Below are 13,216 nucleotides of genomic sequence, written 5' to 3'. Positions count from 1 at the left end.
TCGCCCCGCGCCGGGTTTCGTGCCGAATACAGGGGTGTTCGCACGGTCCGGTCGGGCAGGAGAGACCCTGAAACGGCTGTGTACGACACTGCTGACCAAGACTTTGAAATGTGAACTGGTGAATCGGTGAGGTGAAGCGCTGATGAGCACCACCCGGCCCTACTCGCCGGGCGACCGCGGTCCGGAGCCCAGCGGCGCTTCCGGTGCGTCCGCGCCCGCGTCGGTGCCTTCTTCGGGGGCTCCCGAGGCGTCCGGGGCGGCGTCCGCGCCCACGGCCGCCTCCGCTTCGGGGGGTGGCGGTCGGCAGGCCCGCAGACTGAGCTTCGAGGACGCCAGCGGCGTCGTCCCGCTGGCCCGCGACTTCACCCGCGAGGCGCTGTACGCCTGGGGCTGGCTGCCCTCCGCGACCGCGGACCAGCGGGCCGCCGCCGAGGACGTACTGCTCGTGGTCTCCGAGCTGGTCACCAACGCCTGTCTGCACGCCGAGGGGCCGGACGAGTTGCGGATCACCTGCGAGAAGAAGGTGATCCGGCTGGAGGTCTCCGACCGCGGTACGGGGCAGCCGGCGCCGCGGACCCCGCACCGCGCGGGGCGTCCCGGCGGCCACGGGATGTTCATCGTGCAGCGGCTGTGCCTGGACTGGGGCGTCGTAAGGACGCCGGGGGTCGCGGGCAAGCGGGTGTGGGCGGAGCTGGGCGCCCCGGCGTAAGAGGCTGTCGTCCCTGGGTCTGCGCCCCGCGCCACCCCCCCCGCACCTCGAACCAGAGCAGCTTCCCGGCGCCGCGTGGGAGCACGTCGTCGCCCAGTGACCACCCGCCCCACGAGTCGGCGCACGCCTGTCCGAGCCGCAGCCCGCGCCCACCCTCCGCGTCCCCCGGCGGTTCCGCGGACGGAGAGGGCGCGGGTACCGTGCCGTGCTGGAACACATGGAGTCCTGCGCGCTCGACATCACCGCATCGCGCGACTTCATCCAGAACCTCACGCGGGAGATGTGAGAGAGGCCGGCCGGCGCGTCCACCAGTGGCGGAAATCCACCTACGGCGGCGACAGTTCGAACTGCCCGGAGACACCCGCCACCCCGACCACCGTCCTGGTCCGCGGCTCGCCCTGCCCGCCGCCACATGGGCCGGCTTCGTCTCGTACGCGGCGGATGCGCACGGAGGTCCTGTCAGGGGCCAAAGCCTGCTCGAACGCCCGGAGGGCCGCCTCATCCACCGGATGAGGCGGCCCTCCGCAGAAGACAGCTGCCCGCAGGGCTCAGCGGACGTCTCCCATGAGTTCCTTGACGCGCTTGCGGTACATCCAGATCGCGATGCCCGCGACCACCGCGAGAGTCGCCTCCGCGGCGACGATGCCCGTCTTGTTGAGGTCGACGCCGGCGATGGAGAGCAGGCCGGTCGTGGCGTCACCGGCGGTGACGGCCAGGAACCACACGCCCATCATCTGCGAGGCGTACTTCACCGGCGCCATCTTCGTCGTCACCGACAGGCCGACCGGGGAGAGCATCAGCTCACCGCAGGTCTGGACGAAGTAGATCGCCACCAGCCACATGGCAGCCGCCTTGTGGCCGCCCTCCGCGATGCCCAGCGGGGCCAGGAAGAGGAAGAAGGACGCGCCGACCAGGACCAGACCGCCGCAGAACTTGACGACCGTGCTCGGCTCCTTGCCGCGGCGGGCGAGCGCCAGCCACAGCGTGGCGAAGACCGGGGCGAGGGCCATGATGATGACCGGGTTGACCGACTGGTACCAGGAGACCGGGAAGTTCCAGCCGAAGACACTGTTGTTGGCCGAGGAGTCGGCGAACAGTGACAGGGTCGAGCCACCCTGGTCGTAGATCATCCAGAACACGGCCGCGGCGACGAAGAACCAGATGTACGCCGACATCTTGGACTGCTCCGCGCGGTCCAGGGACTTGTCGCGCTTGATGTTGGTCAGCACCAGCACCGGGATGATCACGCCGAGCAGGGTCAGCGGGACCAGGATCCAGTTCAGCGTGTAGTGGCCGGAGAAGCCGACGATCGCGTAGAAGACGACGGCCAGCGCGGCCCAGAACGCGGCCTTGCGCAGCGTCGAGGTCTTCTCCTCGACGGACAGCGGCTTCGGGACCACGCTGGAGTGCGGGGCCAGGTGGCGGCTGCCGATCAGGAACTGGAGCACGCCCAGGCCCATGCCGACCGCGGCGAGCGCGAAGCCGAGGTGCCAGTTGACGCTCTCACCGATGGTGCCGATGGTCAGCGGCGCCGCGAAGGCACCGAGGTTGATGCCCATGTAGAAGACGGTGAAGCCGCCGTCGCGGCGCGGGTCGTCGGGACCGTCGTAGAGCTGGCCGACCATCGTGGAGATGTTGGCCTTCAGCAGACCCGAACCGATGGCGACCAGACCGAGGCCCGCGTAGAACGTGCCGGAGGACGGCAGCGCCAGCGTGAGGTGGCCGAGCATGATGACGCCGCCGGCGATGGCGACGGTCTTGCGGGGCCCCCACACGCGGTCGCCGAACCAGCCGCCCGGCATCGTGAGCAGGTACACCAGCGAGAGGTACACCGAGTAGATCGCGGTCGCGGTGCCGGCGCTGAGGCCGAGGCCACCCGGGGCGACGAGGTACAGCGGGAGCAGAGCCCTCATGCCGTAGTAGGAGAACCTCTCCCACATCTCGGTCATGAAGAGTGTGGCCAGTCCGCGGGGGTGGCCGAAGAAGGTCTTCTCGGAGCCGGGGGTGCCCGGAGTGACCGAGTCCTTCGTCAGGCTGGACGCCATGGTCGATCCTTGCTGGTCGGGACGCGCTCATGAGGCGATGCGCGCCCGGTGGGGGGCGGCCGGCACCGGCGGCCTTCCCCGCCCGTCCCACGCCTGAGGGATCCGCTCCGGATTGCGAAGCGGTGGGCGGCGGCCACCGGGATCCACGCCTCTGCGCGCGTCACTGCACGCGGTGAGGCCCGGCCACAGGTCATTCCTTTCAAGGCCGGCCGTGGGGGCCGGCCCGCACACAAAAGAGACCTTCAGCGTCGAAACTGTCGCCAAAGGTCCTCTGGGTGCTACAGGCGCTGATTCACCATACGGCAGGACACCGTCCGGTATGGAAGGACTTGAGACGCGGATCACAGGTGATTGTGGAACCGCGAACGATCTTTCGAAGGTTTTCTACAGGATGGCACCCCACAGGCGCAGGTTCGGACGCGGGGTCGGCGAAGCGGGTCGCACGGCCGGCGTCCGGCGGCCGCCCGGCTTGTCCGTAAGTAGTCCACAGGCGGTTCACAGGTGGCCCGCGGGCCGGCGGCCCTCGGGTCGATCTTGCCCCGGGCGTTGCTCCGAGCGGTCTACCATCAGCTCATGACCCGTGTACTGCTCGCCGAGGACGACGCGTCCATCTCGGAGCCCCTGGCCCGCGCTCTGCGCAGGGAAGGGTACGAGGTCGAGGTGCGTGAGGACGGACCCACCGCACTCGACGCGGGGCTGCAGGGCGGCATCGACCTGGTCGTGCTGGACCTCGGCCTGCCGGACATGGACGGTCTCGAGGTCGCCCGCCGGCTGCGGTCCGAGGGCCATGCCGTGCCGATCCTGATCCTGACCGCGCGCGCCGACGAGGTGGACACCGTCGTAGGCCTGGACGCGGGCGCCGACGACTACGTCACCAAGCCCTTCCGCCTCGCCGAGCTGCTCGCCCGGGTCCGGGCCCTGCTGCGGCGCGGTGCGGTCGAGCCCCCGCAGCCGCCCGCCACCCACGGCGTGCGCATCGACGTGGAGTCGCACCGGGCCTGGATGGGCGAGGAGGAGCTCCAGCTCACCGCGAAGGAGTTCGACCTGCTGCGGGTGCTCGTGCGCGACGCCGGCCGGGTCGTCACCCGCGACCAGCTGATGCGCGAGGTCTGGGACACCACCTGGTGGTCCTCGACCAAGACCCTCGACATGCACATCTCCTGGCTGCGCAAGAAGCTGGGCGACGACGCGGCAAACCCCCGCTACATCGCCACCGTGCGCGGCGTGGGCTTCCGTTTCGAGAAGAACTGAGCCGAGAAGAACCGAGCGAGCCCCGAGGGGCCTTCCGGGTAAGAGGACATGCGCCGTCGACTGATCCAGTCCACGCTGGCCGTGGTGCTCGTCGTGATCGCCGTCTTCGGCGTCTCCCTCGTCATCGTCGAGGCCCGGACCATCAGCAGCACCGCCCAGGAGCGGGTCGACCTGGAGGCGGTGCGGCTGGCCAGCATCGTCGACAGCCGGCTGATCGGCACCGGCTCCGTCGACGAGACGTTCCTGCGGGAGCAGATCCGCGACGCCCGGTACGCCGTGATCCGCATCCCCGGCGAGCCCGTCGTCGAGGTCGGCAGCAAGCCGTCCGGTGACGTGCTGCAGGGCCGGGCCACCGGCGAGGAGGGCGAGGCGGTCCTCGTCGAGGAACCCAGCTCCTCGGTGACCCGGGAAGTCGGGCGGACCCTGCTGATCATCGGCCTGGTGGCGCTGCTCGCGGTGATCGCCGCCGTGCTGCTGGCGATCCGGCAGGCCAACCGCCTCGCCTCCCCGCTCACCGACCTCGCCGAGACCGCCGAACGCCTCGGCTCCGGCGACCCGCGCCCCCGGCACAAGCGGTACGGCGTCCCCGAGCTGGACCGGGTCGCGGACGTCCTGGACTCCTCCGCCGAGCGGATCGCCCGGATGCTCACCGCCGAGCGCCGTCTGGCCGCCGACGCCTCCCACCAGCTCCGTACGCCGCTGACCGCGCTGTCCATGCGGCTGGAGGAGATCACCCTCACCGACGAACCGGAGACGGTGAAGGAGGAGGCGACGATCGCGCTGTCGCAGGTGGAGCGGCTGACGGACGTCGTGGACCGGCTGCTGACCAACTCCCGCGACCCGCGCAGCGGCTCCGCCGTCACCTTCGAGCTGGACGACGTCATCCAGCAGCAGATCGCCGAGTGGCGCCCCGCCTACCGCAGCGAGGGGCGGGCCATCGTCAGCTCCGGCAAACGCCACCTGACGGCGGTGGGCACGCCGGGCGCCGTGGCGCAGGTGCTGGCGGCGCTGATCGAGAACTCCCTGATGCACGGCGGCGGCACGGTCGCCCTGCGCACCCGGGTGACCGGCAACCAGGCCGTGGTCGAGGTCACCGACGAGGGTCCCGGCGTCCCGGGCGACCTGGGGGCGCGGATCTTCGAGCGGGCGATCAGCGGACGCAACTCCACGGGCATCGGCCTCGCCGTCGCCCGTGACCTGGCCGAGGCGGACGGCGGACGGCTGGAGCTGCTCCAGGGGCGCCCGCCGGTCTTCGGGCTGTTCCTGTCCCGTACGCCGCCGCCGAAGAAGCCCTCGGGGGACGGCGGCGGCCAGACGGTGCGCTGAGAGCGCCGGAGCGGGAGGAGCCGGTCAGCGGTGGCCGGCGGGGGCGCCGTCCGGGTGGGGGAGCGCGGCCGGGTGCTCGTGCTCCAGGAAGGTCTCGGCCCGCGTCGCGGCCGGTTCGCGGGCGGGAATGGCCCGGAAGACCCAGCTGCGGTACGACCAGAAGCGGAACAGCGTGCCGAGTCCGATGCCGAGGAACTTGAAGATGTTGCTCTGCAGCGGGCTGTCCCAGCCGAACCCGTACGTCGCCGTGTAGAGCACGCCGTTCTCGATCACCAGCCCGATCGCGCTGAACAGCAGGAACAGCGTCATCTCACGCGTCCGGCCGCTCTTGTCGCGGTCGCGGTAGGTGAAGTACCGGAAGCCCACGTAGTTGAAGGCGATCGCGACGACCGTGGCGATGATGCTGGCCCGCACCACCTGGAGGTCGGTCGTGTGCCGCACGAAGTTGAAGACGAGGAGGTTGACCAGCACCCCCGCGCCGCCCACGGCGCCGAACTTCACGACCTCGCGCACGAGCCGGTCGATCCGCCGGCGCATCCCGTCGCGCGGCGCGTCGGGCGCGGAGGGAGCCGTCTGAGCACCCGAGGAACCATGTCCCATGGTCGTGCAGGCCCCCGTCCATCGGTTGGCGTCAATCCGTTCATGCTAACCACCCGGACGCGCGATCTTCCTGCGGACGGACCCGCGAGGGCCGGAACGGGCGTCGGGACCGGCGGGAAACGGCCGGTAAACAGGTGGGCTCCGCGCGGCCGATACGCTAGGGGTGTGACGTTCCCGGTAGTCGGCATGGTCGGCGGTGGCCAGCTCGCTCGTATGACACACGAGGCGGGCATCCCGTTGGGCATCAGGTTCAAGCTTCTCAGTGACACTCCCCAGGACTCTGCGGCGCAGGTCGTGAACGAAGTCGTCGTCGGCGACTATCGCGATCTGGACACGCTTCGCGAGTTCGCGCGCGGCTGTGACGTGATCACCTTCGATCACGAACACGTGCCGACCGAGCACCTCAAGGCCCTGGAGGCGGACGGCATCCCCGTGCGCCCCGGCCCCGAGGCGCTCGTGCACGCCCAGGACAAGGGCGTGATGCGCGCGAAGCTCGACGCGATCGGCGTGCCCTGCCCGCGGCACCGGATCGTGAGCGATCCGGCCGACGTGGCCGCCTTCGCGGCGGAGGGCGACGGATTCCCCGTCGTCCTCAAGACGGTCCGCGGCGGGTACGACGGCAAGGGCGTGTGGGTGGTGGACTCCGTGGAGGAGGCCGCCGAGCCCTTCCGCGCGGGAGTGCCCGTGCTGGCGGAGGAGAAGGTCGACTTCGTCCGCGAGCTGGCCGCCAACGTGGTCCGCTCCCCGCACGGCCAGGCGGTCGCCTACCCCGTCGTCGAGTCCCGGCAGGTCGGCGGCGTCTGCGACACGGTGATCGCCCCGGCGCCCGGCCTCGACGAGGCGCTGGCCCTGCGCGCCGAGGAGATGGCGCTCGGCATCGCCAAGGAACTGGGCGTCGTCGGCCACCTCGCCGTCGAGCTGTTCCAGACCCGCGACGGCCGCGTCCTCGTCAACGAACTCGCGATGCGCCCGCACAACTCCGGCCACTGGACGATGGACGGCGCGATCACCTCGCAGTTCGCCAACCACGTCCGCGCGGTCCTCGACCTCCCCCTCGGCGACCCGCGCCCGCGCGCCGAGTGGACCGTGATGGTCAACGTCCTGGGCGGCGACTACCCGGACATGTACTCCGCGTACCTGCACTGCATGGCCCGCGACCCCCAGCTCAAGATCCACATGTACGGCAAGGACGTGAAGCCCGGCCGCAAGGTGGGCCACGTCAACACCTACGGCGACGACCTGGACGACGTGCTGGAGCGCGCCCGTCACGCTGCCGGCTACCTGAGAGGGACGATCACCGAATGAGCCAGGCCAGCCCGGCGAGCCCGGTCGTAGGCATCGTCATGGGGTCGGACTCCGACTGGCCCGTCATGGAGGCCGCCGCCAAGGCCCTCGACGAGTTCGAGATCCCCTACGAGGTCGACGTCGTCTCCGCGCACCGCATGCCGCACGAGATGATCGCGTACGGCGAGCAGGCCGGCGGACGCGGCCTGAAGGCGATCGTCGCCGGGGCCGGGGGAGCCGCCCACCTGCCCGGCATGCTCGCCTCCGTCACCCCGCTGCCGGTGATCGGCGTACCGGTGCCGCTGAAGTACCTGGACGGCATGGACAGCCTCCTGTCCATCGTGCAGATGCCGGCCGGCGTCCCCGTCGCCACCGTCTCCGTCGGCGGCGCCCGCAACGCCGGTCTGCTGGCCGCCCGCATCCTCGCCGCCCACGACGAGGAACTGCTCGGCCGGATGCGCGAGTTCCAGCAGGACCTGAACGACCAGGCCACCGAGAAGGGCAAGCGACTGCGCAACAAGGTCGCGAGCTCGACGGCCGGCTTCGGCTTCGGAAAGTGACCGACGGAAAGTGACGGAAGGGACGCGGATGACATCGCTGGACCAGGCCCGGGAGCTGCTGCGCGAGTTCCCCGTCGTCGACGGGCACAACGACCTGCCCTGGGCGCTGCGCGAGCAGGTCCGCTACGACCTCGACGCCCGTGACATCGCCGCCGACCAGTCCGCCCACCTGCACACCGACCTGGCCCGGCTGCGGGCCGGCGGTGTCGGCGCGCAGTACTGGTCGGTGTACGTCCGCTCCGACCTGCCGGGCGCGGTGACGGCCACGCTGGAGCAGATCGACTGCGTACGGCAGCTGATCGACCGCCACCCCGGCGAGCTGCGGGCCGCGCTGACCGCCGCCGACATGGAGGCGGCCCGCGCCGAGGGCCGTATCGCCTCCCTGATGGGCGCCGAGGGCGGCCACTCCATCGACGACTCGCTGGCGACCCTGCGCGGCCTGTACGCGCTCGGCGTGCGCTACATGACGCTCACCCACAACGACAACGTCGCATGGGCCGACTCAGCGACCGACGAGCCCGGCGTCGGGGGCCTGTCGGCCTTCGGCCGCGAGGTCGTGCGCGAGATGAACCGCGAGGGCATGCTGGTCGACCTCTCGCACGTCGCGGCGACGACGATGCGCGACGCGCTGGACACCTCCACCGCGCCGGTGATCTTCTCGCACTCGTCCTCCCGCGCGGTGTGCGACCACCCGCGCAACATCCCGGACGACGTCCTGGAGCGGCTGCCGGCCAACGGCGGCGTGGCGATGGTGACGTTCGTGCCGAAGTTCGTGCTCCAGGCCGCCGTGGACTGGACGGCCGAGGCCGACGAGAACATGCGCGCGCACGGCTTCCACCACCTCGACTCCAGCCCCGAGGCGATGAAGGTCCACGCCGCCTTCGAGGAGCGCGTCCCGCGCCCCGTCGCCACCGTCTCCACGGTCGCCGACCACCTCGACCACATGCGCGAGGCCGCCGGCGTCGACCACCTCGGCATCGGCGGCGACTACGACGGCACGCCCTTCACCCCGGACGGCCTCGGCGACGTCTCCGGCTACCCCAACCTGATCGCCGAGCTGCTCGACCGCGGCTGGTCCCGGGCCGACCTGTCCAAGCTCACCTGGAAGAACGCGGTCCGCGTCCTCGACGCCGCCGAGGACGTGGCCCGGGGGATCCGGGCGACGCGCGGGCCGTCCAACGCGACCATCGAGCAGCTGGACGGCTGAGCCGTCGAGCAGCGGGGCGGCCCGGCCGCCCCGTGTTCCGAGGGGTGGGGCGCCGGTACCCCCGAACGCCCCACCCACCAGGAAGCCCTTACCGCTCCGTGCGACGGTGGCCGTATCTCACGACGACCGTACGGAGCACCGCCATGGCTGACCTCCAGGACGACCTGCACACCGGTACCGAGGCCGGTGGGCTCGACGACCTGCCCGTGCCGCTCGCCGCGGAGGCCTTTCCGCCGGAGCCCTACGCGCCCGTGTCCGACCCCGACGACGAGCCGCTGACCCGGGCACGCGCCGTGCTGGCCGCCCATCCCGTCGCCGACGGCTGCAACGGGCTGCCCTGGGCACTCAGGCACCTGCCCTGGTACGACCTGGAGCTGGGCGAGAGCGCCGTCGACACCGACGTGCCGCGGCTGCGCGAGGGTCACGTGGGGGCTCTGCTGTGGTCACTGCACCTGCCCGAGTCCGTCGACGGGGACCGCGCGGTCGGCGCCACGCTGGAGCAGCTGGACCTGGTCAAGACGGTCGTGCGGGCCCACCCGGAGGGCCTGCGCCTCGCCTACGACGCGGGGCAGGCCATCGACGCCCGCAACTGCGGCCGGGTCGCCGTGCTGCCCGGTCCGGCGGGCGCCGTCGCGATCGGCGACCGTCTCGGCATCCTGCGCTCCCTGCACGCCCTGGGGCTGCGCGCGCTGACGCTGTCCGGGGTGAGCTGGGCGGGCGAGGCTGGGCTGACCCGGTTCGGCGAGGAGGTCGTCCGCGAGATGAACCGCCTAGGTGTGGTCGTCGACCTCTCCGGTGCCTCGGCCGAGACCGTCCGCCGTACCTTCGCGGTGTCCAAGGCGCCGGCGCTGTGCACCCGCTCCGCCGCCCGCGCGCTGCGCCCGCACCCCGCCAACCTCCCCGACGACCTGCTGGTGGAGCTGGGCGCGTCCGGCGGCCTGTGCATGGTGCCGCTGACCGCCGAGCAGACCGGCCCGACCGTCCGGGACGTCGCCGACCACCTCGACCACGTCCGCACGGTGGCCGGAGCGCGGAGCGTCGGCCTGTCCGGCACCTACGACACCGGCGCCGCCCACCCCCTGGAGCTGGGCGACCCCTCCTGCTACCCGCGGCTCGTCGCCGAACTGCTCCGCCGCGGCTGGGACGAGGCGGACGTGGCCCTGCTGACCTGGGGGAACGTCCAGCGCGTGCTGCGCGCCGCCGCCTTCACCGCGAAGGCGGCCCAGCTGCGCCGCGAGCCGTCCACGGCGACGATCGCCGACCTGGACGGATAGTCCGCGCGAGCGTCACGTGTGCTCGATCCGGCAGAGGCAGAAGGGATGCCCCGCCGGATCGGCGTACACCATGAAGTCCTTCTTCTCCCGGTCCTCCAGATCCAGCGGCCGGGCACCCAGCGCGAGCACCCGCTCGTGCGCCGCGTCCATCTCCGCCCAGGTCGCCCTGCCCTCGAAGTCGAGGTGGAACTGCTGGGCGTTGCGGTCGGAGCGCGGCCACTCGGGCGGGGTCAGGTCCGGTGCCCGCTGGAAGGACAGGCGCGGGCCGCCGGGCACCTGGAGGACCACCCAGTCCGGGTCCGCCTCGTCGGGCGTGCCGCCGCCGACCGCCGCGTAGAAGCGGGCCAGTTCACGGGGCTCGGGACAGTCGACGACGACGGAGCGGAAACGTGCCGCGAGTGTCATGCGGGTACCTCCCGGGAGCTGCGGATCCGCGCTCAGCAGGCGCAGAGGCAGAACGGGTGCCCGGCCGGGTCGGCGTAAACCCGGAAGGTGCGGGTGCGGTCCTTGGCGTCCAGCGGCCTCGCGCCCAGCTCCAGCACCGCCTTCTCGGCCGCGTCCAGGTCCGTGACGGTGAGGTCGAGGTGGAACTGCTGCGAGTCGTCGGGCGCCGGCCACTTCGGCGGTACGAACCCGGGGGCGGCCTGGAACGCCAGCGCCCGTCCGTCCGGCAGCCTCAGGTCGACCCAGTCGTCCTCGCCCTCGACGGTGCCGCCGAGCACGCCGGCGTAGAAGCGGGCGAGTGCGCGGGGCTCGGGACAGTCCAGGACGACGGGGCCCAGTTCGGCGACAGCCATGACTTCCTCCTTGAAGCACGCGGTCTTGAAGTACGCGGTCCGTGTTACCTGCAAGGTGCGGGTAACCGGTAACGGTTACTGCATGCTGCCCCATTGGCGGTAACGTCGCAAGCATGAGTGAGAGATCGCCCGCACCGGGCGGCCTGGACCTGGTCGAGACCCTGGTGAACACGCTGGACCTCGAGACGGGCGCCGACTCGCTGGACACGGAGGAGGGCCGGGCGCGGCTCGCTCTGGCGGAGGACGACGTCCCCGCGGCCCGTGAGCTGCGCGAGTCCCTGCGCGCGGTCCTGCTCGCTCACGCGGGTCACCCGCCGCACCGCACGGTGACCCCGCTGGGCGAGCTGCTGGCCGCCGCCCCGCTGGTCGTGGCCGTCGACCCGGCCGACGGCTCCGCCGCCCTCGCCCCGACCGGAGGGGAGTCCCTGACCGCCCGCGTCGCCGCCGCCGTCGCCGAGGCGCTGGTCGCCGGCACCTGGAGCCGGCTCAAGGCCTGCGAGGCCGCCGACTGCCACTGGGCGTACTACGACCGCAGCCCGGCCGGACGCGGCCGCTGGTGCTCGATGAGCGTGTGCGGGGCCCGCGCCAAGATGCGCCGGTACCGGGCCAAGGAGTCGTGAACGCGGGCCGACGCGGTGTGGACGCGGGCCAAGGACTCGTAAACACCGCCCGCTTCACCGGCCGCCCGGCCGCGCCCTGCGGCACAATGCGACGGACGCCGGTTCGGCCGACTGAGCCTCGGCCGAACCGGCGTCCGTCGCACGTCACCGTCAGGCGGTGGGGCGGCCCATCGCCCGGTACGTCCAGCCGGCCTTCCGCCACAGCGCCGGGTCCAGGGCGTTGCGCCCGTCCAGGATCACCCGGGCCGCCGCCGCCTCGCCCAGCACCTCCGGGTCCAGCTCGCGGAACTCCCGCCACTCGGTGAGATGCAGCACGACGTCCGCGCCCCGCACCGCCTCCAGCGCCGAGTCGGCGTACCCGAGGGTCGGGAAGAGCCGCCGGGCGTTGTCCATGCCCTTGGGGTCGTACACCGTCACCTGGGCGCCCTGGAGGTGGACCTGCCCGGCGACGTTCAGCGCGGGGGAGTCCCGTACGTCGTCCGAGTCGGGCTTGAAGGTGGCGCCCAGCACCGCGATCCGCTTGCCCAGGAACGGGCCGCCGCCCAGCGCCTGCCGGGTCAGCTCCACCATCTGGCCGCGCTGGCGCATGTTGATCGAGTCGATCTCGCGCAGGAAGGTCAGCGCCTGGTCGGCGCCCAGCTCACCGGCGCGCGCCATGAAGGCGCGGATGTCCTTCGGCAGACAGCCGCCGCCGAAGCCGATCCCGGCCCGCAGGAACTTCCGGCCGATCCGGTCGTCGTACCCGATCGCCTCCGCCAGCTTGGCGACGTCGCCGTCGGCAGCCTCGCAGACCTCCGCCATCGCGTTGATGAACGAGATCTTGGTGGCGAGGAAGGAGTTCGCCGAGGTCTTCACCAGCTCGGCGGTCGGGAAGTCCGTGACGACGAACGGCGAGCCCTCCTCGATCGGCGTCGCGTACACCTCGCGCAGCAGCTTCTCGGCCCGCTCGCTGCGCACGCCGACCACGAGCCGGTCGGGGTGCAGCGTGTCCTCGACGGCGAAGCCCTCGCGAAGGAACTCCGGGTTCCAGGCCAGCTCGGCCTCGTGGCCGGCCGGCGCGTGCTCGGCCAGGTAGGCGGCCAGCCGGTCGGCGGAGCCCACCGGCACCGTCGACTTGCCGACGACCAGCGCGGGGCCGGTCAGATGCGGTGCCAGCGAGGCCAGCGCGGAGTCGACGTACGACATGTCGCAGGCGTACTCGCCGTGCTTCTGCGGGGTGTTCACGCACAGGAAGTGCACGTCGCCGAAGGCCGCGACCTCGGCGAAGTCGGTGGTGAAGCGCAGTCGCCCGCTGGCACCCTCGATCCCGGCGACGTGCTTGCGCAGCAGCTCCTGAAGACCCGGCTCGTACATCGGGACCTCGCCCCGCTGGAGCGTCTCGATCTTCTCGGGCAGCACGTCGAGACCCAGCACCTCGAAACCGAGCTCGGCCATGGCCGCCGCGTGGGTCGCGCCGAGATAACCGGTACCGATCACGGTGATCTTCAGGGCCATGGGTGCTCCAGAGGTGTACGGCATGGGTGCGCGCCCGAGCATATCGGGG

Annotated in this window: 13 protein-coding genes; 8 read left to right on the top strand and 5 right to left on the bottom strand. The window is 71.8% G+C overall.

The window, feature by feature from the left end; genetic code table 11:
- Nucleotides 1-142 precede the first annotated feature (142 nt).
- The gene (locus ACIQFU_RS23700; protein ID WP_402554156.1) at nt 143-709 is read left to right on the top strand and encodes an ATP-binding protein; all 567 of its coding nucleotides are present in this window, start codon (nt 143-145) and stop codon (nt 707-709) included.
- A gap of 548 nt (nt 710-1,257) precedes the next feature.
- Here the strand turns inward: ACIQFU_RS23700 and ACIQFU_RS23695 are convergent.
- A complete protein-coding gene (locus ACIQFU_RS23695) occupies nt 1,258-2,754 on the bottom strand; it encodes an MFS transporter (protein ID WP_402554155.1) in 1,497 nt (498 codons plus the stop codon).
- A 573-nt stretch (nt 2,755-3,327) separates the two neighbouring features.
- Between ACIQFU_RS23695 and ACIQFU_RS23690 the strand changes: the two genes are divergently transcribed.
- Both ACIQFU_RS23690 and draK read left to right on the top strand, forming a co-directional pair.
- On the top strand, nt 3,328-4,005 hold the full coding sequence (locus ACIQFU_RS23690; RefSeq protein WP_019329973.1) for a response regulator transcription factor: 678 nt from the start codon (nt 3,328-3,330) through the stop codon (nt 4,003-4,005).
- Between the two features lie 48 nt (nt 4,006-4,053).
- Nucleotides 4,054-5,331 carry a two-component system sensor histidine kinase DraK gene (gene draK, locus ACIQFU_RS23685; protein ID WP_402554154.1) on the top strand — a complete coding sequence of 426 codons (1,278 nt, stop codon included), beginning with the start codon at nt 4,054-4,056 and terminating at the stop codon, nt 5,329-5,331.
- 24 nt (nt 5,332-5,355) lie between these two features.
- Here draK and ACIQFU_RS23680 read toward each other — a convergent pair whose 3' ends face one another.
- Nucleotides 5,356-5,931 (bottom strand): GtrA family protein, encoded by a 576-nt coding sequence (locus tag ACIQFU_RS23680; protein WP_402554153.1) that lies wholly within the window; start codon nt 5,929-5,931, stop codon nt 5,356-5,358.
- Between the two features lie 165 nt (nt 5,932-6,096).
- On the opposite strand from ACIQFU_RS23680, the gene ACIQFU_RS23675 reads away from it, so the two are divergent.
- From ACIQFU_RS23675 to ACIQFU_RS23660, 4 genes are all read left to right on the top strand, one after another.
- Complete coding sequence (locus ACIQFU_RS23675) at nt 6,097-7,236, top strand: 5-(carboxyamino)imidazole ribonucleotide synthase (RefSeq protein WP_402554152.1); 1,140 nt, start codon at nt 6,097-6,099, stop codon at nt 7,234-7,236.
- On the top strand, nt 7,233-7,775 hold the full coding sequence (gene purE, locus ACIQFU_RS23670) for a 5-(carboxyamino)imidazole ribonucleotide mutase (RefSeq protein ID WP_402554151.1): 543 nt from the start codon (nt 7,233-7,235) through the stop codon (nt 7,773-7,775). Before ACIQFU_RS23675 ends, purE begins: the two co-directional genes overlap by 4 nt.
- Before the next feature lie 28 nt (nt 7,776-7,803).
- Nucleotides 7,804-8,982 (top strand): dipeptidase, encoded by a 1,179-nt coding sequence (locus tag ACIQFU_RS23665; RefSeq protein WP_402554150.1) that lies wholly within the window; start codon nt 7,804-7,806, stop codon nt 8,980-8,982.
- A 143-nt stretch (nt 8,983-9,125) separates the two neighbouring features.
- A complete protein-coding gene (locus ACIQFU_RS23660) occupies nt 9,126-10,256 on the top strand; it encodes a dipeptidase (RefSeq protein ID WP_402554149.1) in 1,131 nt (376 codons plus the stop codon).
- A 12-nt stretch (nt 10,257-10,268) separates the two neighbouring features.
- Here the strand turns inward: ACIQFU_RS23660 and ACIQFU_RS23655 are convergent, their stop codons facing one another.
- Nucleotides 10,269-10,661 carry a VOC family protein gene (locus ACIQFU_RS23655; protein ID WP_402554148.1) on the bottom strand — a complete coding sequence of 131 codons (393 nt, stop codon included), beginning with the start codon at nt 10,659-10,661 and terminating at the stop codon, nt 10,269-10,271.
- Between the two features lie 32 nt (nt 10,662-10,693).
- Complete coding sequence (locus ACIQFU_RS23650; protein WP_402554147.1) at nt 10,694-11,053, bottom strand: VOC family protein; 360 nt, start codon at nt 11,051-11,053, stop codon at nt 10,694-10,696.
- A gap of 113 nt (nt 11,054-11,166) precedes the next feature.
- On the opposite strand from ACIQFU_RS23650, the gene ACIQFU_RS23645 reads away from it, so the two are divergent.
- Nucleotides 11,167-11,673 (top strand): CGNR zinc finger domain-containing protein, encoded by a 507-nt coding sequence (locus tag ACIQFU_RS23645; RefSeq protein ID WP_402554146.1) that lies wholly within the window; start codon nt 11,167-11,169, stop codon nt 11,671-11,673.
- 150 nt (nt 11,674-11,823) lie between these two features.
- Here the strand turns inward: ACIQFU_RS23645 and ACIQFU_RS23640 are convergent, their stop codons facing one another.
- Nucleotides 11,824-13,167 (bottom strand): UDP-glucose dehydrogenase family protein, encoded by a 1,344-nt coding sequence (locus ACIQFU_RS23640; RefSeq protein ID WP_402554145.1) that lies wholly within the window; start codon nt 13,165-13,167, stop codon nt 11,824-11,826.
- Between the last annotated feature and the right edge of the window lie 49 nt (nt 13,168-13,216).

Source organism: Streptomyces sp. NPDC093065 (assembly GCF_044754585.1).
Classification (GTDB): domain Bacteria; phylum Actinomycetota; class Actinomycetes; order Streptomycetales; family Streptomycetaceae; genus Streptomyces.
This window is presented reverse-complemented; position numbering and strand designations above follow the sequence as displayed.